Origin of the sequence: Candidatus Alcyoniella australis (assembly GCA_030765605.1) — a bacterium.
In the GTDB taxonomy this organism is placed as follows: Bacteria; Lernaellota; Lernaellaia; order JAVCCG01; family Alcyoniellaceae; genus Alcyoniella; species Alcyoniella australis.
In genome coordinates, this window is record JAVCCG010000078.1 from 1 (window position 1) to 24,654 (window position 24,654).

The following is a 24,654-nucleotide window of genomic DNA, read 5'->3' on the forward strand; positions in this document are numbered from 1 at the left end:
CTACAATGGCAAACGCAAACACTCGACCAATGGCAACCTGAGCCCGGTCGAATACGAAAGACGTTTCGAATGTCAGGCTGCTATGGCAGCATAAAAGAACCGTCCACTAAACCGGGGGAAGACCATCTGGGGACATCATACTTATTTCTGAATGAGTCCAGCTTAAGAACCGAAAATGTTAAATCGTTGATTTATAGGACATAATCTTAATAGTTTTTGCTAGGAGATACTTTAATTAGTATGGTGTCCCTCGATTAACCTGTTCACAACGTAGATTAAGTTCTATCTTTTATAGATCAGTAACGCACCTGAAGCCCGCTGTTGAATTCATTGCATTAGTAAAATCCCAATACCTATATGTCGCACGAAATTTGGATTTGTCGCTGTACTGGTAGGCTCCCCCTCGCAGCACCTTGTATGGACCCAGCGGCAGGTGTGGATTCGACCAGTCGCGCCAACCGGACGATGGCCCCTGCGGGTCGACCCAGCCCTCTTCAGGAGGCTCGGAGTAGTAATCAGGATCCCACCAATCCGACACCCACTCCGCCGCATTGCCCGCCATGTCGTACAGTCCGTGCGGGCTGCGGCCATCGAGCGTCTGGTAGCCATCGACCAACGACCCGTTAAAAAAGCCCACAGGGGTAGTATCGGGGTATAGCTCAGTACCCTCGTAGGGATCTCCATTGTGTGCCCAATTCGCCGCGTTGCTCAGCCAATCGTTGCCCCATGGGTAGATAAACTGGTATGTATTGCCAACATCGTCAATGGTGAACTTCGCCGCCTTCTCCCACTCCGCCTCTGTAGGCAACCGCATGTCGTAAGCCCGACAGTACCAGTCGGCTCCGTCCCAGTTGACTCCGATCGCGGGTCGCTCCTCCCAACCTGGGTCCACAATCCAACCGTCAACCTCATGCCTGATACCCCTCTCGGTTTCCCAACCGAAGTAATCGGCCGGAACAACGCAGAGCTCATACTGCTCCTCATTGCATTGATTCTCGGGGTTATAGGCATTCAGATAATCAGCATACTGCTGATTAGTCACTTCGTAGAGGTCGATGTAATAGGCTGAGACGTACACGTCGTGTGCAGGCTGTTCATCTTCCTCGCAGCTGTTATCAGTTGGCTCGCAGCCCATGGTGAACACTCCGGCCGGAATCAGCGCCTGTTCTGTATCAGCATCATCGTCGTCGTCGTCGATGTCGTCATCGTCCTGATCGTCATCACCTTGGTCGTCGTCGTTATTGTCCTCAGTGTCCATGCCGAAAAGGCTGCAAGTCACCGATAACGCGGTTACCAGCAACAAAGCTGCAAGCAACGCCCATCCGAGTTTTTGTATTTTCATTTTATTCCCCTTATCCCGCTTATGCGTATTTTAATTACACTCAGAATGAAATGTCAAGCTGTTTATTTACATTTTTCGGTTTTAGCCAATTTTTCTTCGTATTACTTTTTTAAATCCATGTAAAAGAACTCTAAATCAACGTAGAGACTCTACGCTATCACACTGTATTTCACCCTCTTTGTCTGTTGTAATTTGACACGTCACCCCAGCCCTGGTAAAATATATAGGTGCTCATTGAAATCCAAATCTCGGACGGCGAAAGGAAATTTGCGCCTGAAGTCGTGTAGTTGACATAATGTTTTGCCCAATTTTCCATGCGATTATTTCCCATGTAAAACAGCAAGTTGTAAACCTGCGAAAACAGAACCTATGCGATCAACTAAGCCCTATCGTACTTAGGTGAAATTACAGGGAAATCGCGGTTTTTTTCGAAAGATTATCGCATGCGTGCGGTTTCAAGATTACCCTGATTAATCAGCAACTTGCGCGGCAGGGGAAAGCAGTATATGAACATCGTATGGAGCCAAATCGCGATTACACTGTAATTACAAGCACTATACGCGCTTCGTAACCTATACGAAATCTGTGTTTTGAAATCCCAATTCGTATGCAACACCTCAAGCAAGTTATCACATTATTGCCTTCAACCACTTATTTAGCCTCATTAATCATCGGTTTTTTGACAAATCTCGGATGTAAAGTAACTTCTTACTAAAGCGCCCTACCCGGCTGAAAAGCATGCTGTTTTGGAAAACTACCGATCGGGGCACTTATTGGTGGTCGAACCATTTGTGGAAGGTGTAGAAGGCGCGTAGCGGCTTGAACCCCAGGCCGGTCCAGAGCTTCTGGGCGTTGATGTTGATCAGTTGGGTCGAGGCCAGCAAATGTTGCAGCCCCTGCTCGCGGCATAGCTGCATGCTGTGCAGCAGCAGTGAGCGGCTGATCCCGCTGCCTTGGACCTCGGGCCTGATGCCGATCAGGCGCACTTCCCCGCCCTGATCAGGGGTGCGCGACAGGGCCACAAAGCCGACGATTACGCCTTGGCGCAGGGCCACGAGCACCTGGTCGCCCGCAGTGTGCGACACGCAGGCGTTATGGGCCCAGGACTGGTAACCCTCGTCGCACTTGACCCGATCAAGGCGCGGATCGCTATGATAATGGCCGCAATATCCTGTGAAGGCCGCGGCAGCCACCTCCCGCACCTGTTGCTCCTCACCCGGGGCCATGGGCCGCACCTCGAGGTCCGAGCCGTTGTCAATGCCGTTAATGGACTGGAGCGGCTGCAGGTCGGAGCGGTAGTAGATCAGCGTATCCATTAGGGAAAAACCCAGGCGCTCCATGTGTTGGGCAATGCCGAGATCCGCCACCAAGCAGCGGGCGATGAGCATCGCGACATTGTTGCTGCGGCAAAATTCGAGGATAGCGTCCAGATTATCAGCGCTTACCAGCGGGGCGCGGGCAATGCTCACGCTGAAGCGCTCGCTGTCGACCTGGGACAAAAATACCGCGGGCTGCTCGCTCATCCCTGCCCCGTGTGCTCGCGCACCACGCTCGACGGACGTCCCATGGTGCGGAAGTGCATGCGCGCGAGGTATTCGCCGATGATGCCCAGTGCGAACAGCTGGGCACCGGAAAAGATAGCAATAATCGAGGCCAAGAACGGGAACCCGGGCACGCTGGTCCCCTGAATCAGGTAGCGCCCGATCACGTAGGCCAGCACGCATCCTCCGAACAGTGTAAAGCCAAAGCCGATCAGGCTCGCCAGCTGTAGCGGCAGGGTGCTGAACCCGGTCATCATGTTCATCGCGTGGACGATCAGCTTGCGCACGGAGTAGTTGGACTTGCCTGCAGCCCGCGATGCATGGGGCATGGCCAGCGCGGCAAAGCGCGTGGTGCCCCAGGTCAGCAGCACGTCGATCGACACGAACGAGTTCTCGTAATCGCGAAATGCGTCGCGCAGGCTGGTGCGCAGCACGCGCCAGGCGCTGACCTGAGAGGCAACGTCCACGCCCATCGAGCTTCGCAAGGTCCACTTGGTGATGGACGAGGCCAGGTCGCGGCCCAGGCCGTGCTGCTGCTTGTCCGGAGTAATGTAGAGCACGTCGATCTGCGGGGTGAAGTGGTCGAGCACCTCGGGGATGCTCTCCGGCGGATGCTGCAGATCGTCGTCAATGGTCATTATCAGTTCGTGGCGAGCGGCGCGGATTCCGCGCAGCAGGGCGTTGTGCTGGCCGTAGTTGCGCGAGAGCTGAATACCGCGCAGGCGTGGGTCGCGCCGTGCTAGAGCACTCACAACATCCCACGAGCCGTCGCGGCTTCCGTCGTCGACCATGATGATCTCGTAGTCGTCCAGCCGCGCAACCTTGCCCAGGGACTCCACCAGCCGCGAATACAGCTCCTCCAGGCAGGGCTCGGAGTTGTAAACCGGAATGATTACCGAGAGCTTGTAGCTGGGCTGCGCTTCCATCTCCGGTTCCTTTTATGACAGTCGATGGTCGGTGTCAATGTCGAACGGACGCGGCTCAGTCTCTGGCCGAGCCACCCTGGGGTTCCGTATCTGCATCCTGCGAGGGCGTTTATAAACCGCGTATATCAAAGCGCCGATGGCCAACCAGACAAACAGCAGCGGCACAAGGGACCACGGCCCGCGGTAGCCAGCCAGCTCGCCCAGGTTGTACGCGGCCCATCGCTCGTTGAAGGTCGCCAGCGCAAAGATATCGGGCCAGTACTGGTTAAGATGCTGGCTGTTGGTCGAGACCAGCCCGTTGCGAAACAGCGGCCAGATGTAGCCAAACAGCGGATTGCCGATGGCCTCCAGGTGCGGGGCCTTAGGATTGACCGCCGTGATCATCAACTGTACGCCGATCGAGAGTCCGGCCAGGAACGCGGCGACCAGCCGCAGCAGTCGGCCGCGGGAGAACGCCGGCACCAGCAGCACGCCAAAGAACGGCAGCGCCGGAATCAGATATCGCGGCCCCACGGTCCAGCCGCCGGGCCAGTAGAGGTACGAGGAGTTGAACAGCAGGTAACTGCAAATAATCGCTACGCACGCCACGACCAGGGGCCGCGTCCGTTTGTCCCTGCCAAAAAAATAAATCCCGAGCAGCGAGAGGATCATCACCGGGCTGCCCCAGAACAATCCCCGGATCGGATGGAAGGTGATCTTGTACAGAACCTCCAACGAGGGCCGCTGCAAAACTCCCATCAGCATCTTCTGGTCCGGAACAAAGATCGGGTTCACCGACATGGCCGGGTCGTCGTGGATCGAGTAGACGTCGGAAAATACGCTGCCGAAGGTACCGATGTTATAGGCTGCCAACGCCGCGGCCAACGGCAGCCCGCCGAGAATGAACAGCGTCCAGTTACGCAGGCCGAGGCGGAAATACAGCAGCAGTCCGCAGAATGTCAGCAGCCCGAACACCGCGTTGGGCTCGCAGAACACCGCGTAGCCCAGGGCAAAGCCGGTGATCAACATCATCGTAGGCGAGCTATGACCGCTCGCTCTGCGGTCGGCCGCTCGCCACAGGCAATATGCGGCGATCATATAGCACGAGGCGACGATCATGTGCGGATTGAGTAACGAGGAGTAGCCGAAGGCCACGCTGCCCAGGCTGATGCACAGCGTAGCGGCCAGAGCCGCAAGGGGCGGGCCGAAGCGTCGCGCCCAAAGGTAGAACAATGCGAATGCGAAAGCGGCGAGTAGCGAGACGGTAAACGCCGTGGTCATGTGCACGGCAGCCTGGGCTCCGACAAACGTATCGAACGCATGGGGGAACAGCGCGTCGTAGACGAAGTAAAACGGCACCGCGAGCATCGAGGGCCCAGGGTATTTCGCCAGGTAATAATGCCCGCCGGAAACCGCCCAATCGCCGGTGTTGGCGCGATAGTCGTCCAGCCTCAGCGTCCCCTGCTCGACAATCGCCCGGGTCAGGTCGACATAGCCGTTGACGCACCACGACCCGCCGTTGAAAAAATAGACGAACGACAGCCAGCACAGCACAAATATCAGCAGTGCGATCCGGCGATCCACGGATCGAGGCTTCCGTTCGTTCGTCAATAAGTTCTCCGATTAAATACTCACAGTAGGGATTTAATAGCTTTCACATCAGGAGAAGTCAACCAAAGCCGCCGATATCACTGACTTGGATCGGCCATGGCGTGGTAATTGGGAGGTACGCCCTGATGGTCCACAGCGATCAGACACAAGGTCGACCTTCCGTGTTTGGCCGTTACAACCGAGTCGGTCCCAGCCAAGAGGTTGATCATCCTGCCTGTTGATTTAGGCTAGCCCTGGGCTCGGGCGATAATTTTCTGCTTTTGAGCCACCAATTTAAATAGAATGGGCGCGAGAAACGGAATTGACTGGTCCGTCCGTTTGGCATAGGCTCTAGCTAGATTGGCAGGAGTATGGCCATGGTTTCTCCTTTAAGACAACAGCGTGATTACGACCGCAAGGAGAACACACGCCAGGATCTGCTTAACGCTGCCATCGATGTGTTCTACGACAAGGGTTATCATCGCAGCCTCATTTCCGACATTGTTGCTCGAGCAGGCGTTGGTCAGGGCACCTTCTATCGTCACTTTAAAAGCAAGCGCGACCTGATCGACGCCATCATGGACCGGTTTGGCCAAATGCTGCTGAGCCAGTTCGAGTTCATGACAGTCAACCTACCCTCCAATGCCGATGAGTACCGCGATGCCAGCATGAACGCTGTGATGGCCATGGCGGTCCTGGCGGAAAAGAATCGCAAGCTGGCCCTGCTGCTGCGGGAAGCTCCCACCGTCGATCGAGAGTTCGAGCAGCGCACCAACGATCTTTACGACCAGCTTGCCGGCCTTGCGGCCTTTTATCTGGACCACGCCGTTTCCCAGGGCTTCGCCCGGCCCTGCAACACGGCCATCGTCTCCCAGGCCATTGTGGGCATGGGACTGCGCCACATGACAATGTGGCTCAACGACGAGCACAACGCCGTGGATATCCACAAACTGATAACCGAGCTGGTGGATTTCGCCTTCTTAGGTTTTGGGGCCTGAGGCGTAGTGATGCACTGCGTGATCCACCATGTTTTAGACGGAGTTAAATAAGATGTCCGTACAGGGCCAGCATCCTTTAAAGCAAAGCGTCTCCGGTCATCCAGCAAATAAAAAACAAGGCCTTGGCAAAAACAAGCTCAGGGTCCTGACAATACAGCGCACGTGCGTCCATGACGGCCCGGGCATTCGAACAACAATTTTCTTCCAGGGGTGCGCTTTGCGATGCCTGTGGTGCCAAAATCCCGAGTCGTTTTCATTGAACCCTGATATAGCGCTTGACAACGATTATTCGATCCCCGAGATCGCAAAAATCGTCTTGCGGGATAAAGATTATTACTTAAAAACAGGCGGCGGCGTAACTCTGAGCGGTGGCGACCCGTTGCTGCAGGATCCCGCTGCCCTGATTTCTCTGTTGAAATTATTGAAAAAAGAGAAAATACACGTTGCGGTTGAGACATCCCTCCACGTGCCATGGAAAAATGTCGCAAAGCTGGCTCCATACATCGATCTGTTCCTGGTTGACCTGAAGCTTGTCGGTGATGAAATACTGCATAAGAAATACACAAAACAAAACACCAGATTAATCCGCAGCAATATCAAGAATCTGATCGATCTGAAAGCCAACGTCAAATTCCGCATGGTGATGGTGCCGGGCTACAACGATAGCCAGCGCGATATCATGGCCGCTGCCAAATATTTGAAGTCGGTGAGCCATCGCTCGATAGAGCTGCTGAAATACCACAACATGTACGAGGACAAGGCCAAGCAACTGGGCCTGGAGCTGGAGACGCTCAATATTACAAACGATCAGGCCTTGGCTTCCGTTAAAAAAGCAGTGGAGCTTTTCAAGAAAAAAGGCATCAAAGCCGCATGCCTTGACCTTGATTCGTCAAGGCACCAGGCCGTTTTCCCCCAACGCGTTTACGATATACAAAATGCGATCAGGGAAAGCGACTACGAGCTATGCTTTGAGGTTGCCCGACTCAAGACCGAGTACTACAAGCGCAACGGCTTTGACAAACCCAACCCAGTGCATCGCGCCGAGCGCCTGGATTATGTGTTGTGCAAAAAAGAAGTACTTATCTATCCCCAAGAACTGCTGGTCGGCAACTTCACCTCTAAGCGCCGCGGCTCGCAGCCCTGGGAGGAATATTCGGGCGCTGTCTTCGGCATGATCCTGCACCATATCGACCGCCAGGATCCGATCCCCTTCAAGTGCTCGCGGGAAGACAAGATCGATTTCTACAAGGACATCTTGCCCTTCTGGCTCAAGCACGGCCTGCTTACTCACGCCTTTGATTCGTTTAACGGCTACGCCCAGTACTTTGCGCGGGCCTCGGAAATGAATACGGGCTTTAACAACAACTTGGCCGGGATCGCGCACTTCATAGTCAACTACGAGCGGCTTCTCGAGTTGGGGACCAGCGGTCTGATCGAACAGGTCGAAATCAAGCGCCGGGAACACCCGGAGAACGACCAGGACTTCTACGACGCCCTGATCATCGCCCTGCGTTCCCTGGAGAGCTGGGCCCAGAACTATGCGGACAAACTCTCCGAGCTCAGCCGCCGGGAGCCCGATCAGCGGCGACGCGCCGAGCTCGAGCAGTTGGCCGCCATCTGCCGCCACGTGCCGCGCAACCCGGCCCGCACCTACCACGAAGCCTTGCAGTGCATGCTGTTCCTGCACATCGCATTGTGCATCGAGTCTTTTGAGAACGCCGTTTCCCCCGGACGCCTGGATCAGATCCTCAACCCCTACTACGAGCGCGACAAAGCGGCCGGCATCATCGACTACGAACGGGCCAAGGAGCTGCTGGCGCTGTTTATCCTCAAGATGGACGAGGCCTTCCTGGTCAACGACGGCGACACTTACCTACGCGTGGGCCGACTGTTCGAGACCATGTCCACAGACCAGACCGTGACCGCCGGCGGCCTGGGTCGCGATGGCAAGGACGCCACCAACGACCTGACCTACGCCCTGCTCGACATCTGCGAGTTGCAACCCTACGCGGTGAACATGACCGCCCGCATCCACCCGGACAGTCCGCAGAAGTACCTCGACCGGCTAGCCGAGGTCTACATCAACGGCTCACCCATGCCCGCGTTGTACAACGACGAGCTGTATCTCGAGACCCTGCAACGGCACTACGACACCACGATCGAGGATGCTCGCAACTACGCGATCGTCGGCTGCGTGGAGCCCAACGCCTCGGACGACCACTACGGCAACACCGACTGCGCCAACATGAACGTGGTGCTGCCCATGCTCCAGGCGCTCAAGGGGCAAGAGGACGACCTGTGGCACTTCGACCTTCCCAATCGGCTGGAGAAGATGACGACCAAGGCTGTTGAGTACAACTTCGACGGCGATGGCAAGGTCTCCGAGTTCGTCAACTCGCGCTACAACCGGCTGCGGAAGGTCTACAAGAAGGCGCGGGCCAAAAAGATCAACCCGCCGCAGAGCATGGACGAGCTGCTCGAGCGCTTCCAGCGCCGCCTGAATTGCCTAGCGACCTCGGTTCTAACCGATCACCAGCGGATCGAGAAAATGATCAGCGAGCAGTTCACCACCCCGCTGACCTCCTCGCTCTCGCGTAACTGTCTCGAGACCGGCAAGGACGTTAACCAGGGCGGCGCCAAGTTCAACAGCTGCGGAATCCAGGCAGTGGGCATCACCGACGCGGCCGACTCGCTGCACACCGTCGACCAGCTGGTGTTCAAGCAAAAGCTCTACTCGATCGAGGAGATCATCGAGGCCATGGACGCCGATTTCGTTGGCGAGAAAAACCAACAGATCCGCGAGGCGCTGCTGGCAGTGCCCAAATTCGGTCAGGACGACTCACAGGAGGCCGTCGACTGGGTCAACCGCACCCTGGAGATCTACAACAACGCCCTGGACCAAGTGCCGGGTTGCCCGCGCAACGGCCGCTACTCGGCGGGCTACTACGCACTGAACGTCAACGACGTCTACGGCAAGAAGACACCCTCCCTGCCCTCGGGTCGGATGAGTGGTGTGCCGTTGGCCAACAGCATCACGCCCCACTACGGCATGCAGAGTAGCGACCTGCTCTCGTCGCTGAACTCGGTTGCCGGAGTGGACTACGTTAAGTACGCGCCCAACGGCACCACCGTGACCTTCACCATCGACTCGGCATTGTTCCAGGGCCCCGATGGGGTTCGAAACCTCTCGAGTATATTTAGCACCTTTTTCAAGAAAGGCGGCATGCAGATCCAGCCCAACGTGATCAACCGTGAGATATTGCTCGACGCCTACGATCATCCGGAGAAATACCCGTATCTGCTGGTGCGCGTCGCTGGTTACTGTGCCTACTTCAATCATCTTTCCGATGATTTGAAGAAGATCATCATTAATCGGACCTGTTATTGTTAAACCAATAATTTCGGTTATTGTAGCCTTCGATGCGCTCGCGGCGAGGTTTCGCAGGACATCGAACCCGCCAAAGTGATTGATCTTCGAATTTTCGGAGGCACCGATGAACTCCAATACCAGCCGCACCATTTTTCTGATGCTGGCTCTGCTCGCGATTGCTTGCGCCGCGTGTAATTTCGGATGCGCCAAGGATCAAGACGATTCTGGAAACGACGATAATAATGACTCCGGCGACGACGACTCCAATGACGATGACGACGATTCCTTTCCCTTTATCGCCGCGGTTGATCCATTGCAGTGGAAACGCTATTCCTGCCCAGCCCAGCCAAGGGAGGGCATCACAATCGTCACCGGCAATTTCAATATCCACGGCGGCAAAGAGGGATCGCCCGAGGAAATCGGCCGGGCCCTCGCTGCTTACGGCCCGTTTGATATGTTTTCCTTGCAGGAATGCCCCGAGGAATATGCTCAGCCGATAGCCGAGGAACTGAGCATGTACTTCTTCTACGCTGAAGAGCAATCCCTGATGTCGGCCACGCCGCTGATCGATCCCCAACGGCACGAATACGCGGTCGCGGGCTGGGGGCGTTTTCTGCACGCAACAGTCGAGATCAAAGGCCGGGAGGTTTCCGTTTACGGCGTGCATGTGAATTGGGATGATGTCGGCGATCTGCAAAACCGCGAATTGGTCGACGACTATCTGGCCCTCGATCCGGTCGAGCGCATCCTGCTGATGGGCGACTGGAACGAGGAATTGGGCTCCACCCAGGCCCGGATTCTGGATGAGTGCCTGGCCGATACCTGGGCGTCCCTGGGCGTTTGCCCGTCGTGTAGAACGACCTGGCCGGCTGTGATGTTCTACGGCGCGGAAGGCCAGCAGTTGATCGACAACACCTATTTCAACAAATCTTCCGGCGGCTGCGCTGTGGACGGCGAGATCATTCACCTGACGCCCAACCGCTCGGACCACAAGCCGCAGACCACCAGCGTCTTTTTCCCGGACACGGTCGGCTTCGTACCGCCGCTACTGCTCGACGTGGTTTATGGCCTGGGGCCCGAATCGATCGGACTGCTTTTCGACAAGCCGCTGGCCGACGCCCAGGTGGAGCTTTATGCCGGAGACACTGAGATCGAATTATCACACCTGCAGATCATCGGCGAGGGCACACTGGTTCAGGTTGTGGCGGCTCACGCATTGCCCACCGGCATCGAGCTGACCGCCCGCGTCCTTTCTGCCGTTGATCTCGACGGCGCCCAGACCACTCAAATCTTGGAGCTTTCCTTTCCGCTTTACGAAAATCTCGTGGAGAACCCCGGTGCGGAGCTGGGCGAACCCGGCTGGACCTTGGATGGTATGGAGCCGTCTTCCGGGTTCAATCACGTGCTTCCCCTGGCCGGTGACAGTTATTTCTGCGGATCATTGGCCACGCTCCAAGGGCGGGCCGAGCAGATGGTCCCCTTGGCGGATTTTGCCGAGGTCATCGATGCTGGTCACGGTCTGCTGGTTTTTGGAGGAGCCTCGGCCACGGGATACCGAATTGAGGAAGGCGGCACATCCAATATCCTGCTTCCCCATGACGAAGGCGAAGGGGTTGTGGAACTGCTCGACGAACAGGGCAATCTTCTCAAACACATTTCGGGGAGACGGTTCGACGTGATGTATTGGCAACCCTGGCGGGTGACGGATACGATTCCGCCCGGAACCCGTTTTGCCAAGATCATTCTACGGGCTGTGGCCGGCGAAATGCCTCTGACCTTCAACTCGACATCCTTCGATGCCCTGCACTTGTCAGTCGTGACCCTGGATAAACCGCACGAGCTGGTCGGAGGCAACCTGGTGGCCAATCCGCTGTTTGAGGACGGCCGGGCTTACTGGAATATTCCCGCCGGTGTCATCCTGGCAAAAGATCATTTCATCCCCATCCGATCCAACGTCAACGTCAACACGGCCACAGGCGATTACTGGCTCGGCGCGTTTTTGGTAGCACCGGAGGCAAAGACGGTTTCACAGGTTATTCCCCTCACCACCTATGCCGATCGGATCGCCGCAGGCAAGCTCGCCTTGCAATGGGGTTCGTACCTACGCACATGGAATCCGCGCTCAAACGCTGTTTTACGGCTTTCGTTCCTGGGCGATTCGGGCGAACTCTTGCAAAGCGATGAGCTGGGTCCGGTCAACATTCCCGAATGGTTCCAATACAGCAAGACCACCGCCGTGCCGACCGGCGCTGTGGCAGTACACTTCGAATGGATCGCGGCGGGCGACAGCATCGTGGCTGGGGTCATTTCATTCTTCGACGCGCCTTGGGTCTATCCCCTGACTCTGGAGTAAAGCGCGGCTACCATCGTCTTCTTTACTCGCAAAGGGTTTCGCAAAAGAACTTTCCAGCCCAACAGCCGAATCGATCTGGGCAACGACAGAGTGATATGCATCAGCCAACGACTGAAATTGGTCCCCAAGACATAGTCCCTGGCGCCGTTCACATTTAGGGTCTTTGCCTCTGCGATTTCGGCATGGATTTCTGTGATGTTCTTTTCGTTGACTCGCCTTAAAACAACCGGAAGCGGAGCGCTGTCGCTCGCCAAAACTCGTTAATCGATGGATTCAACACGTTGGTAGCCTGACAGGTCAGTTTTTAACAGATTGCGAGCTTTAATGTGGCCAAACATACGCCACTGCTGGCAGGCTGCTAACATAGCGATTTCATTGACGGACGAGTTTTGGCGAGCGACAGCCGGGAGCGACCATCCATAAGCTCGATCCGGCCTAAGCGAACGCCGCTTTTGCCGCGTCAAGGGTCTTTTCAAGCTCGGCGTCGACGTGGGCCGCGCTTATGAACCAGGCCTCAAAGGCCGACGGCGGCAGATAGACGCCTGCGTTTAGCATGGCGTTGAAAAACGCACCGAAGCGGGCTGTGTCCGTGGTCTTGGCCGAGGCGAAATCGAACACCCTGGACGTTGTGAAAAACATTGTCATCATCGACCCTACCCGGTTGATCGCAACCGGCACGCCCGCATTTTTTGCTCTTTCAATCAGGCCCGCCTCAAGCCTCGCCCCATAGCTTTCCAGCGCGTCGTAGACATCTTGGGTGAGCAGGCTGAGCGTGGCGTATCCGGCGGCCATGGCCAGCGGGTTACCCGACAGCGTGCCCGCCTGGTAGACGGGTCCCAAAGGGCTCAAGTTGTCCATGATTTCGGCTTTTCCGCCAAAAGCGCCCACAGGCAGCCCGCCGCCGATCACCTTGCCCATGCAGGTAAGGTCCGGCGTCACGCCGAAAAGCCCCTGGGCCGAGCCGGGCCCGACCCGAAAGCCTGTCATCACCTCATCGAAGATAAGCACGATCCCGTCTCGGTCGCAAAGCTCGCGCAGCCCCTGTAAAAACCCGGGCCGCGGCCCGATAACGCCCATATTTCCGGCAACAGGCTCAACAATGACGGCGGCGATCTCGCCCGGGTTGTTGTCCGCAAGCGCCATCACCGATTCGAGGTCGTTGAACTGGGCTGTCAGGGTGTCTTTTGCTACGCCCGCGGTCACGCCGGACGAATCGGGCTCGCCAAATGTCAGCGCGCCCGACCCGGCTTTTATCAAAAACGAATCGCCGTGGCCGTGGTAGCAGCCTTCGAACTTGATCGCCTTGGCCCTGCCCGTGAAGCCTCTGGCAAGCCGCAAAGCGCCCATGGTCGCCTCGGTGCCCGAGTTGACGAACCGGATCTTTTCGACGGAATTCACACGCTCACAAACAAGCGCGCCGAGCAGGTGCTCCATCTCACCGGGCGCACCGAAGCTGGTGCCCTTTTCGACGCTTTCCAAAAGCGCCCTGGTCACCTCGGGCCGGGAGTGGCCCAGGATCATCGGGCCCCATGAGCCCACGTAATCGACGTAGTCGTTGCCATCGACATCGCGCATGACAGCGCCTTTTGCCGATGCGAAAAACACAGGCTCGCCGCCCACCGAGCGAAAGGCGCGCACAGGCGAGTTGACCCCGCCCACCAGCACCTTTTGCGCCATGTCGAACATCTTTTTAGAACTGTCCCGTCTCATCTACCCTCCCGGCGCTTTTTCGGCTCATAAACGCAATACGGCTCTTCGGCGAAATAATCGCCTGTGGCGGCAAATGCCCTTGCGCGACAACCGCCGCAGACCTTGCGAAACTCGCAATAGCCACACTTGCCCTTGTAATTTTCCCAGTCACGCAATTTGAGAAAAAACTCGCTTTCCCGCCAGATCTTCTTAAACGACAAGCCGCTTTGAAGCAGGTCACCTGCCTCCTCTTCCGCAAACCCGCACATCTGCACCTTGCCCACGTGGGATATGAACGCGAAGCTAAGCCCGCCCATGCAGCCTTTGCTCATGGCGTCCATGCCATGGGTCTCGACCGTGACGCTGCGGCCCGCGGCGCGCTCTTTTTGGCGAAAAATCCGGTAGTAATGGGGCGCGCAGGTCGGCTTGAAATTCAGCGGCAGATCGCCCCGCCTTTCGTAGATCCATACGAGCGTTTCCTCGTACTGCTCCGGGGTGATGGCAAGGTCGGCCATCTGTTTGCCCCTGCCTGTGGGCACCAGCAAAAACGGGTGAAACGCCACAGCGCCAAGGCTGACCGAAAGATCGAGGATCTCGGGAAGCCGGTCCAGGTTTACCTTGCTCACCGTGGTGTTGATCTGAAACTCAAGGCCCACCTTTTTCGCGTTTTCGATCGCGGTCATGGCCCCGTCAAATGCGCCCACAACCCCGCGAAAAGCGTCGTGGCTTTTGGCGTCGGGACCGTCGAGGCTGATTGAGATGCGCTGTATCCCGGCGTCTTTGAACTCCTTTGCCTTTTTCTCGGTCAGAAGCATCCCGCAAGGGGCCATGACCATCCGAAGGCCCAGCGATGCGCCGTAACGGGTGATTTCGAGAATGTCGTCTCGCAGCATCGGCTCGCCGCCGGTCAGGATGATGATCGGCTTTGCAAACGATGCGATGTCGTCCATCACCGCCTTGATCTGATCCGTGTCGAGTTCGCCCGCATAAGGGCCCTTGCAGGCGGCGGCGCGGCAGTGCATGCATTCCAGCACGCACGAGCGGGTCACCTCCCATGCGATCAGCCGCGGGATGAAAGCATCGTGTTCTTTCAACGGCCGCCCCGGATCAGGGCCGCAGCCTCCATGGCGAAGTAGGTGAGGATAATCTGCGCGCCGGCTCTGCGGATCGATATCAAAGACTCCATCATGGCCCGCTCGCCGTCCAGCCAGCCCCGCTCGGCTGCGGCCTTTATCATGGCAAACTCGCCTGACACGTTGTACGCGGCGATGGGCAGCTCGAACTCGTCGGCTGCGCGGCGGATCACGTCGAGATACGGCAGCGCCGGTTTGACCATGACGATGTCGGCTCCCTCGTCGATGTCAAGGGAGATTTCCCTTATCGCCTCGTCCAGGTTGGCCGGGTCCATCTGGTAGGACCGCCGGTCCCCGAACGCCGGGGCCGAATCAGCGGCCTCTCGAAACGGGCCGTAAAACGATGAGCAGTACTTGGCCGAATAAGCCATGATCGCCTTGTCCACAAACCCAGCGTCGTCCAGCGCCTCTCGTATCACGCCCACCCGGCCGTCCATCATGTCCGAAGGCGCCACAATGTCCGCTCCCGCATCCGCATGACTCAGCGCTGTCCGGGCCAGCAACGGCAACGTCGCGTCGTTGTCAACGGCGTTTTGCTCGATCACGCCGCAATGCCCGTGGCTGGTGTACTCGCAAAGGCACACGTCGGTAATCACGGTCAGGTAGGGCACGGCTTTCTTGATGGCCCGCACCGCGCTTTGCACGATCCCGTTATCGTCCCATGCGCCCGAGCCGTTATCGTCCTTGGACTCGGGGATGCCGAACAGGATCACAGCCGGGATGTCGAGCGATTGGATCTTTTCGCATTCGGCGGCGATCAGGTCCACCGACATCCGAAAGCATCCGGGCATGGCCCCAATGGGCTCGCTTATACCCCTGCCCGGCCGAACGAAAAGCGGCATGACAAGGTTGTCGCAGCTTATGCGGGTCTGGCGCACCATCCGCCTTATGTTCTCGCTGATCCGAAGCCGTCGCAGCCGCTCGACTGGAAATGGCATCTAATCGTCCTCCGAAAAATAGCGCATGCTGGTGCGCTTTAGCTCTTTTATTGAAAACAAAACCTCGTATCGTGTTTCGCCCGTCTGATTTGCGATCTTTTCGGCCACGGCCAAAACCTCATCGCGGGTCCGACCGTGTATCATCGCGTAAAGGTTGTAAGGCCAGTCGATAATCCTGGGCCGCAAGTAGCAGTGGCTCACCTCGCGCCTTTTGGTCATGATCGAAGCGACCGCATCGACCCTGTCATCGGCCACGTCGAAAGCGGCCATGCCGTTGGCAAGATAGCCCAGATTTTTATGGCGGACCGCCATGCCGAAACGGCGCATAACACCCTCGGCCTTCATCGTGGCGATCTCGGATACGATATCCTCCTCGGACAATCCCATAATCTTCGCAAGCTTTGAATAAGGCCGGGGCTCAAGCGGCAGATCGCCCTGTATAAACCTTATGATCTTGATGCGCTCAGCTTGCGTCATCAGCGCTCTCAAGGGTTTTAAAATCGACCTTAAGTTTGTAAAACCGCTCGGCGGGCAGGCTGTGAAGAACCAGAACGCCGGGAAGCTTTGCGATCCTTGCAAGTATCTTGGCGCGGGCCGAATCGCCCTTTGCGATCAGCGTGAACCAGACGTTGTAGCTTGCATCGCGTAGGTAGTTGTGGGTCACGCCGTTGTATTCGTTGATCGCATCCGTGGTTTCTTCCAACAGATCGGGCGAAACCCTTGCTGCGACCAGGGTCGATACGTACCCGAGCTTTCGCGGATCGAAAAGCGCGCCGATCCTACGGATGATTTGGCGCTCTTTGAGCGCGCCAAGACGGCGGATCACCTCTGATTCATCACTGCCCACGCGCCGCCCGATCTCGGCGTACGGAGATACGCAGATCGGAAAATCGGTCTGAATCATCTCAACGATGGCCCGGTCCAGCGCGTCCATTGTCACTCCACTGGCGCAATCTCGTCATCGGTCAAATAGCATGCCGGATCGTCGGCCCACGGGTCTCCGGTCACAGCCTCGGCCCGGGCTCTGAAGTTGCCCCCGCACACGTTGATCCACCGGCAGTTTTTGCACCGGCCAGTAAGGTGAGGTCGCTTGTCTTTGAGCTTCATCAAAAACTCGTTTTCAGAATCTGTCCAGATCTCGGAAAAGGGACGTTTGCGCACATTTCCCAAAACGTGGTTGCGCCAGAACTGGTCCGGGTGAACGCTGCCGTTCCAGCTTACGCACCCGATGCCGCGGCCTGTGCTGTTGCCCTCGTTGTATTGCAAAAGCTCCAGAACCTTTTTTGCCCGCTCGGGATTTTCGCGGCGCAGCCTGTTGTACAGGTGGACGCCGTCGGCGTGATTGTCCACGGTGAGCACCTCTGTGAGCCTGCCGGATTTGTGCAAAGCGGCGGTTCTGTCCATGATCAGATCCACCGCCGTCCTGGTCTGAGCATGGTCCAGGTCCTCTTTCACAAGGTCGGACCCGCGGCCGGAGTAGACCAGGTGGTAAAAGCAGACCCTGGGGATTTCCCGCTTTTCGACCAAATCGAATATCAATGATATCTGATCGGCGTTTTTCCTGTTGATGGTAAACCGTAGCCCGACCTTGAGCCCGGCGTTGCTGCTGTTTTCGATACCGGCCATGGCCGATGCGAACGCGCCTTTTTTACCCCGGAATTTGTCGTTGACCTCTTCCATCCCGTCCAGGCTAATGCCGACATACGAAAGCCCGATGTTTTTCAGACGCTTGGCCGTGGGCTCGTCTATCAACGTGCCGTTGGTGGACAATACTGCCCGCATTCCCTTTGACACCGCGTACTCGGCAAGCTCGAAGACGTCCGGACGCATCAGCGGCTCGCCGCCTGAAAAAAGCAGCACCGGAGCGCCGAACGCGGCCAGGTCGTCGATCATGGCCCTGCCTTCGGTGGTGGTAAGCTCGCCGCCGTAGTTGGTGTCGGCGGATCGGGAATAGCAGTGAACGCAGTTGAGGTTGCAGCGACGGGTGCAGTTCCAGACCACCACCGGCTTTTTGTCGGCGGAGAATTGCAAGAGCTCGCTTGGCAGCTTATCGGACCGGCGGCCGTAGCGAAGCGCGTCCGAAGGCTCCACTGTGCCGCAATAAAGCTTGCTGATTCCTATCATCAAAGGACCTTTCCGCCGGCGAGGTGATCCAGGATCGCCTCGATCAGGCCGGGGATTGTGTAGGTTTTCGCCTCTATGTGAATCGGGATGCCATGGTCTTTCATGGTCTTGCTGGTGACAGGGCCGATGGATGCGAAAAGCGCCCGGCCCAAAAGCTCGGCCATGACCTCATCGCCGGCAAAGGCTGCGAAGTTTCTCACCGTCGATGAGCTTGCAAAGGTGATGATCGGCTCTTTTGCGTCCATGATTCGCGCTATGGCGTCGGGCTCTCCTTGTTCCGGAACTGTCCTGTAGGCGCAGACCTCGTCCACAATCGCCCCGGCGTGCAAAAGCGCATCGGCAAGGGCCTCCCGGGCAAGGTCGGCCCTTGGTAAAAGCACCCGTTTGCCCTTGATCGGCCCGGCTGCGATAAGCGCTTTTGCCACCGACTCGGCCACGTAGCGCTCGGGCACAAGGTCGGCCCGAATACCGATGCCCAAAAGCGCGTCGGCGGTGGCCGGTCCTATGGCGCATATCTTCGCCGAACCAAAAGCCCTTGCGTCAAGGCCCAAGTCCGAAAGCGCGCCGCTAATTGCCAAAACGCCGTTTATCGATGTGAACACCACCCAGTCGTAGGTGTGAAGCCTTGATGCTGCGCCGGCCAAAGGCTCGCCGTTTTCAGGCGGCTCGATACGAATAGCGGGAAACTCGATCACCTTTGCGCCCAGCCCGGAAAGGGTTGCCGCAAGGCCCGAGGCCTGGGCCCTTGCCCTTGTGACAACGGCGGTTGCTCCGAAAAGCGGCCGGTTTTCAAACCATGCTAGCTTTTCGCGCAGGGCCACGACCTCGCCCACAACAAAAAGCGCCGGGGGCTTGATGTCGGCTTTGCGGGCGGCGTCGACGATGGTCTCAAGCGTGCCGGTCACCGTCTGTTGGTCCGGCATGGTTCCCCAGCGGATAAGCGCAGCAGGCGTGTGGGGCTTTCGGCCGTTTTCCATAAGCGCGGCGCAGATCCTTTCCAGGTTGCGCACGCCCATGAAAAACACCAGCGTTCCGACGCCTGTTGCGATCCGGGCCCAATCGATGTCGGAGCTTTCCTTTGTTGGGTCCTCGTGGCCTGTGATTGCGGCGAAAGTGGATGCAAGGCCCCTGTGGGTCACCGGGATCCCGGCGTAGGCGGGAACCGCAACAGCCGCGCTGATCCCTGGCACCACCTCAAAGTCCAACCCGGCCTCGGCCAGAGCCAACGCCTCTTCGCCGCCGCGGCCAAACACGAACGGGTCGCCGCCCTTGAGGCGGCAGACGCTGCTGCCCGAACGCGCCAGCTCGACCAGCAGCGGGTTGATCTGATCCTGCCGCAGGCTGTGTTGGCCCGCGCGTTTGCCCACGTAGATCAGCCGCGCGTCAGGCCGGGCGTACGCCAGCAGTGCGTCGTTGGCCAAGTTGTCGTAGACCACGGCGTCGGCCGCGGCCAGCACCTGCTTACCGCGCAGGGTCAGCAGTCCCGGGTCGCCCGGACCCGCGCCCACCAGATAGACGGTCCCCGCTTTGATCATCTTTGCGCTCCTCGTCCCAGTCCGTTTTGCAGCAGCTCGAGGATCGGCTCCGGGCCTTCGACCTCCCCGTTCCCCGCGATCTGCCGTTCCACCAGCGCCCCGAGCATGCCCAGGATCAGCGACGCGGTTTGCTGTTCGCACAGCTCGCCGAAGGCTCCGGCCCGGCTTCCCTGGCGCAGCACCGAGCACAGCAACTCGAACAGCCGTTGTTGCAGGCGTTGCAGCGACTCGTCCTCGAGCCGGCCTTTGCCCGCGCGCCACATTCGATAGAAGTCCGGGTTGCGCACCATGAACGCCTGCCAGTGGATCAGGTAGCTGCGCAGGTTGCGCCAGGGCTCGTTGCGCTCGGAGTAGGTCTGTTCGAGCAGCCGCACCAGGCGGTCGAGGCGAAAGGTCAGGGCCGCGTGGTACAGCTCGAGCTTGGAATTGAAGTTGTAGTAAAGCGTGCCCTTGGCAACGCCCGCGCTACGCGCGATCTCGTCCATCTGCACCGAGTGGAAGTCGCGCTCGGCGAACAGCCTGATCGTCGCGTCGAGGATGCCCTCCCGGCGCTCGAGCCTAGCGTTGCCCACGCTCATCTCCACAGCGCTCGGGCCGCAGAGCCGCCGCAATCCGGCCGTCCTCGTCCAGCGCCAACAGCTCGCGTCCCAGGCGTCGGCCCAGCTCCCGCGGATCGTCGGACGATCCGATCGCGCTGCGGCGCAGCACCAGGTCGCCCTCCGGGGTCGCGATCAACCCCTGCAGCTCCAATGCGTTCTCCGTCACCCTGCAGTGCGCGCCCAGGGGCACGTGGCAGCCGCCTTCGGTGAACTCCAGCAGCGCACGCTCCGCCTCCACGGCCAGGCGCGTGAGACGATGATCGAGCAACGCCAGCAGCTCGCGCAGGCGTCGGTCGTTTTCGCGGCACTGCACGGCCATCGCGCCCTGGCCCGGCGCAGGCAGCATCTGCTCGAAGCTCAGCGGCAGCATGCGCTCGTCGAGCAGGCCCAGTCGCCGCACGCCCGCGGCGGCCAGCACCAGGGCGTCGTATTCGCCGGACTGCTCTAGCTTGCGTAGCCGCGTTTCGACGTTGCCGCGAATCTCCAGGCAGCGGCAGTCCGGCCGCAGCAGCCTAATTTGCGCCCGTCGACGCGGGCTGCCCGTGCCGATGCGCACATCCGGGGGCAGGCCGTCGGGGCCGAGGCCTCGGGGACTGACCAGCATGTCGCGCGGGTCCTCGCGCTCCATGATCGCGGCCAAAACCAGGTCGGGCGTTGGCTCCGTGGGCAGGTCCTTGAGGCTATGCACGGCCAGGTCGATCTCGCCACACAGCAGCGCCTTCTCGATCTGCCGCGTGAACAGACCCTTGTCGTCGATCTTGGTCAGCGGATGGTCGAGCAATTGGTCGCCGGTGGTGCTGATAATCCTGCGCTCGATCTCCAGCTCCGGCCGCAGCCGCAGCAGGGCCTCGATGCACATTTCGGTCTGGCATCGCGCCAGCGCGCTGCCGCGAGTGCCGACGATCAGCCGCGTCATGAATGCTCCTCGGGCAGGCCCATGATCTCGCGCACGAGTTGGATCAGCTTGGCCGCGTTGGGCTGGCGCGCCGCGTTTTTCACATGCAGGATCGGGTGCGCCAACATGCGCTTGGTCATCCGGCGCGTGGTTCCATCCACCAGCTCCATCACCTCGGGACTGAGCTGTGCGCCGATCTTCTCCAGCTCGTCCATACGAATGCTCTCCAGGGTCTGCTGTAGCTGTTTGATTGTCGGCGTGACCTTGAACTGCATGTGCCACTGGGCGAAGCGTTCGGTGTCCGAGGCGATCAACTGCATGGCGTGGCGGCGCTCATCTTTGCGCGTGGCGAGGTTGGCCTCGACCTGCCTGCCCAGGTCGTCGATGTCGTAGAGGAACACGCCCTCGATGCTCTCAACGCCAGGCTCAATGTCGCGCGGCACCGCCATGTCGATCAGAAACAGCGGCCGGCGGCGCTTGGCGCTCGCCCGGGCGATCTGCTCGCAACCGAGCAACGGCTGCGGCGAACCGGTGCTGCTGATCACGATGTCCGTTTCGCAAAGCGCAGCGTCGAGCTGTTGCAGGTCTCCTGCTTCGGCGTCGAGGCGATTAGCCAACTCCTGGGCGCGCTGCAGGGTACGGTTGAGGATCGTCAGTCGTTGGACACCACGGTCGCGCAGGATGCGCGCGGCCAGCTCTGCGTTCTCGCCCGCGCCGATCAGCAGCACCCGGCATTGTTCGAGGTGCAAAAAGATCTTGGCCGCCAAGTCGCAGGCCACCTGGCTGACCGACAGCGAGCCGCGGCCGATGCCGGTCTCGCTACGCACGCGCTTGGCAACGCGGAAGGTGATGTGCATCAGCTTGTTCAGCAGCGGCCCGGTGGTCTGCGCCTCGACTGCGGCGCGGTAGGCGTCCTTAAGCTGGCCCAAGATCTGGGTTTCGCCGAGCACCATCGAGTCCAGACCCGAGGCCACCTCGAACAGGTGCGACACGGCCTGGCCGTTGAGGTAGGTGTAGGTCGAATCGCACACCTGCAGCTGCGCGAGCCCGCTTTGCTCGGCCAGAAAGCTGGACAGCCGCTGCGCATTGAAAAGTTCGGGCTTGAACGCGGCCAGCAGCTCGGTGCGGTTGCAGGTGGAGAGGATCAGGCACTCGGCGATCTCGTCGCAGGCGTGCAGCGCGCGCAGTGCGTCGCCCAGTCGCGGGGACGGGAAAGCCAACTGCTCGCGGACTCCCAGGCTCGAGCAACGATGGTTGGCGCCCACCAGAGCTACACGCACGCCATCGCCTCCCGCATCGGCCCGCTCGCGCTCGCCGTTGCTGATCAGCGGCAGCAGCTCGAGCTGCGCCACACGCCGTCCGGCCTCCATCCGCGCCTGGACATCGTGGGGATAGCGTTGGCGCGCGTGGTCGCGGCAGGCTGCGATGATCTCCAGGTACTCGGCGTACTCCTCGCCGAACTGCTGCTCGAGCTCGCGGCGCAGACGCTTGGCCAGGGCCGGTCCGGCACCGCCGGTGGAGATCGCGATGCACAACTCGCCGCGGCGCACCACCGCGGGCACGATGAAGCTGCACAGCTCGGGCTGGTCCACCACGTTGACCAGCAGCCCGCGTTGCGAGGTGTGCCGGTGCACGGCGCGGTTGACCGACTGGTCGTCCGTGGCCGCGATCACCAGCGCCACATCGTCGAGCTGGGCCGGGTCGAACTTCCCGGCGATGTAGCTGACCAGGCCCGCGTCCACCAGCTTCTGCATTGCGGGCATCAGGCGCGGAGCTGCCACGCGGACCTCGGCCCGGGCCTCGAGCAGCGCCTCGGCCTTGCGCGCCGCCACCTCACCGCCGCCCACCACCAGGCAAGACCGTCCCTCGATCATCAACTGGATGGGGTAGGTCCTGCTCATCGCTCTAAAAACTGTGGCTGGACGAGGCCAGGAAGGTCAGCAGCCCATAGGCGAACAACAGGCTGCAAAACGAGAACAGCGTCAGTTGCGCCGATCGCTTGTGCGTCCAGGTGGGCGCCAGGCGCAGCAGCAGGTTAACTAAATACAGCAGCCAGACGATCAGCGTGGCCGCCGGCTTGGGATCGAAGAAAATGTTGATGTCCCAAACCTGCTTGGCCCAAATGCTGCCGGCGATAATGCCCACGGTCAGGAAGGTCCAGCCCACGGAGTTGGCGTGATTGGACATGGTCGCGAGCATGCCCAGGGACGGCAGGCGCTGGTAGAACACGCCGAGCCTGCGCTGCTTGATCTCGTAGTGCTGGAGCATGTACAGCACGCTGAACAGGAAGCCGAGAAACAGCCCGGCATAGGCCAGGGTCAAGGCCAGCACGTGAATCGTGAACACCGGCCCATGCAGGGTCTGGTCCGCGGCCGCGGGCTGACCCAGCGCGAACAGCGAAACGCCGAAGAACACCGTGGCCAAAGCCAGTACAAAGCCTCCCACCTCGCGCTGCTCGGTGCGCCACTCCAGTATCAAATAAAGAGAGGAGTAGCAGAAGATCACCAGCGAAAGCATCTCGAAGCGGTTGTGCAGCGGCAGTCGGCCCAGGTGGTTCCAGGCCAACAGAATGAACGCCAGGTGCACGAACAGCGTTAGGCGCAGGGCCAGCGCGCCGTAACGGCCCAGGGCGTATTCGGGCCTGAAAAAACGCAGCAGGTAGAGCAACGTCGTCAGGCCGTAGAGCCCCAGAACAACGAAAGCCAAAACTTCATGCATCATCGTCAGTGCCGATCGTAATTAAACTGACTGGTCGGTACAAAATAATGACTGTGGCTCAAAAGTCAAGTGCGCGCTCTGGCCCTGAGAACATGTTGATTTCATTGGCGGACGAGTTTTGGCGAGCGACAGGTTATCTCTGTCCAAGCTCACGCACCGCGAACCCCCGGTGCTCTGGGAAGACCAGCGCCGTGGATATGGGTTTGCCAAGCTAGGATAACGATACAAATCACTTGGCGACACTCGCATTTACCAGCATGAGTACGGCCGCAATGAGCGTAGTGACGGCAAAAAGCAATTTGAGATATTTTGGTTTTGATTTAAGAGCGATTTTGCCTCCTAAAATACCGCCAAAAATCGTTATTCCGGCAATTGGTATAGCCCAAGTAGGATTGAAGCTTCCATGTAAGGCATGCCCCATGAAACCAGCAAATGCGGTTGCTGCTACCATTGCTGAAGCTGTTCCTACCGCGATGCGCATTGGTACGCCGCATGCTATTACCATCAGTGGGACTAGAAATGATCCTCCCGAAACACCGACCATCCCCGCAAAAAAGCCTGTAGCCATTGCAAGGGGCACAGCCAACCACAGATTTATGACAAAAAGCTCCTTGCCTGTTTTTAAATTCCAGTATCCCCGCCTCGAATTCGGCTTCTTTTTGTTTTCCTCTACCGTGAAAAACATAGCTGTCCCTGCAAAGGCCAATAAAATCGAAAAAACGATTTTCAATTCTCTGCCGCTGAAAAGGTGAGCCAGAAAACCACCGGTAAACGCCATGCTTGCCGTTAAAGCGGCGAGAAACAATGCAAGCGGCACGGAGAGGATTTTCCCTTTTTTAAAAATAAGCGTTGCTGCCGCCGCTGTTGCAAAGAGTACGAACTGGCCCGTTGTCGCTGCCTCGTGCATGGGTAACCCCGCGAGCA

19 protein-coding genes are annotated in these 24,654 nt (G+C 58.7%); 3 read left to right on the plus strand and 16 right to left on the minus strand.

What is annotated here, in order from left to right; genetic code table 11:
* Positions 1 to 289: 289 nt before the first annotated feature.
* The 4 genes from P9M14_08530 to P9M14_08545 form a co-directional block, all read right to left on the minus strand.
* A complete protein-coding gene (locus P9M14_08530) occupies positions 290 to 1,342 on the minus strand; it encodes an SUMF1/EgtB/PvdO family nonheme iron enzyme (GenBank protein MDP8255781.1) in 1,053 nt (350 codons plus the stop codon).
* Positions 1,343 to 2,112: 770 nt separating this feature from the next.
* The gene (locus tag P9M14_08535; protein MDP8255782.1) at positions 2,113 to 2,865 is read right to left on the minus strand and encodes a GNAT family N-acetyltransferase; all 753 of its coding nucleotides are present in this window, start codon (positions 2,863 to 2,865) and stop codon (positions 2,113 to 2,115) included.
* Positions 2,862 to 3,809, minus strand: coding sequence for a glycosyltransferase family 2 protein (locus P9M14_08540; protein MDP8255783.1), 948 nt, complete (start codon positions 3,807 to 3,809; stop codon positions 2,862 to 2,864). Before P9M14_08540 ends, P9M14_08535 begins: the two co-directional genes overlap by 4 nt.
* A 12-nt stretch (positions 3,810 to 3,821) precedes the next feature.
* Positions 3,822 to 5,399: a hypothetical protein gene (locus P9M14_08545; protein ID MDP8255784.1), complete on the minus strand. Its 1,578-nt coding sequence runs from the start codon at positions 5,397 to 5,399 to the stop codon at positions 3,822 to 3,824.
* A gap of 350 nt (positions 5,400 to 5,749) precedes the next feature.
* Between P9M14_08545 and P9M14_08550 the strand changes: the two genes are divergently transcribed.
* The 3 genes from P9M14_08550 (at position 5,750) to P9M14_08560 (ending at position 12,099) form a co-directional block, all read left to right on the plus strand.
* A complete protein-coding gene (locus tag P9M14_08550) occupies positions 5,750 to 6,376 on the plus strand; it encodes a TetR/AcrR family transcriptional regulator (protein MDP8255785.1) in 627 nt (208 codons plus the stop codon).
* Positions 6,377 to 7,055: 679 nt separating this feature from the next.
* On the plus strand, positions 7,056 to 9,767 hold the full coding sequence (locus P9M14_08555; protein MDP8255786.1) for a pyruvate formate lyase family protein: 2,712 nt from the start codon (positions 7,056 to 7,058) through the stop codon (positions 9,765 to 9,767).
* Positions 9,768 to 9,870: 103 nt separating this feature from the next.
* Positions 9,871 to 12,099, plus strand: coding sequence for a hypothetical protein (locus tag P9M14_08560; protein MDP8255787.1), 2,229 nt, complete (start codon positions 9,871 to 9,873; stop codon positions 12,097 to 12,099).
* 435 nt (positions 12,100 to 12,534) lie between these two features.
* Here the strand turns inward: P9M14_08560 and hemL are convergent, their stop codons facing one another.
* From hemL to P9M14_08620, 12 genes are all read right to left on the minus strand, one after another.
* Positions 12,535 to 13,809, minus strand: coding sequence for a glutamate-1-semialdehyde 2,1-aminomutase (hemL, locus tag P9M14_08565; GenBank protein ID MDP8255788.1), 1,275 nt, complete (start codon positions 13,807 to 13,809; stop codon positions 12,535 to 12,537).
* The gene (ahbD, locus tag P9M14_08570) at positions 13,806 to 14,882 is read right to left on the minus strand and encodes a heme b synthase (GenBank protein ID MDP8255789.1); all 1,077 of its coding nucleotides are present in this window, start codon (positions 14,880 to 14,882) and stop codon (positions 13,806 to 13,808) included. Before ahbD ends, hemL begins: the two co-directional genes overlap by 4 nt.
* Positions 14,879 to 15,859: a porphobilinogen synthase gene (hemB, locus tag P9M14_08575; protein ID MDP8255790.1), complete on the minus strand. Its 981-nt coding sequence runs from the start codon at positions 15,857 to 15,859 to the stop codon at positions 14,879 to 14,881. Before hemB ends, ahbD begins: the two co-directional genes overlap by 4 nt.
* Complete coding sequence (locus tag P9M14_08580) at positions 15,860 to 16,336, minus strand: hypothetical protein (protein ID MDP8255791.1); 477 nt, start codon at positions 16,334 to 16,336, stop codon at positions 15,860 to 15,862.
* A complete protein-coding gene (locus tag P9M14_08585) occupies positions 16,323 to 16,793 on the minus strand; it encodes an AsnC family transcriptional regulator (GenBank protein ID MDP8255792.1) in 471 nt (156 codons plus the stop codon). Before P9M14_08585 ends, P9M14_08580 begins: the two co-directional genes overlap by 14 nt.
* A 2-nt stretch (positions 16,794 to 16,795) precedes the next feature.
* Entirely contained in the window at positions 16,796 to 17,983 is a 1,188-nt protein-coding gene (ahbC, locus tag P9M14_08590; GenBank protein ID MDP8255793.1) for a 12,18-didecarboxysiroheme deacetylase, read from the minus strand.
* On the minus strand, positions 17,983 to 19,518 hold the full coding sequence (cobA, locus tag P9M14_08595) for a uroporphyrinogen-III C-methyltransferase (GenBank protein ID MDP8255794.1): 1,536 nt from the start codon (positions 19,516 to 19,518) through the stop codon (positions 17,983 to 17,985). Before cobA ends, ahbC begins: the two co-directional genes overlap by 1 nt.
* Positions 19,515 to 20,090, minus strand: a complete 576-nt coding sequence (locus P9M14_08600; protein ID MDP8255795.1) for a TetR/AcrR family transcriptional regulator — start codon at positions 20,088 to 20,090, stop codon at positions 19,515 to 19,517. Before P9M14_08600 ends, cobA begins: the two co-directional genes overlap by 4 nt.
* The gene (gene hemC / locus P9M14_08605) at positions 20,077 to 21,033 is read right to left on the minus strand and encodes a hydroxymethylbilane synthase (GenBank protein ID MDP8255796.1); all 957 of its coding nucleotides are present in this window, start codon (positions 21,031 to 21,033) and stop codon (positions 20,077 to 20,079) included. Before hemC ends, P9M14_08600 begins: the two co-directional genes overlap by 14 nt.
* Positions 21,030 to 22,913 (minus strand): glutamyl-tRNA reductase, encoded by a 1,884-nt coding sequence (hemA, locus tag P9M14_08610; GenBank protein ID MDP8255797.1) that lies wholly within the window; start codon positions 22,911 to 22,913, stop codon positions 21,030 to 21,032. Before hemA ends, hemC begins: the two co-directional genes overlap by 4 nt.
* Before the next feature lie 4 nt (positions 22,914 to 22,917).
* Complete coding sequence (gene ccsA, locus P9M14_08615) at positions 22,918 to 23,718, minus strand: cytochrome c biogenesis protein CcsA (protein MDP8255798.1); 801 nt, start codon at positions 23,716 to 23,718, stop codon at positions 22,918 to 22,920.
* 241 nt (positions 23,719 to 23,959) lie between these two features.
* Positions 23,960 to 24,654 (minus strand): sulfite exporter TauE/SafE family protein (locus P9M14_08620; GenBank protein MDP8255799.1); only part of this gene is annotated, 695 nt, incomplete at its 5' end.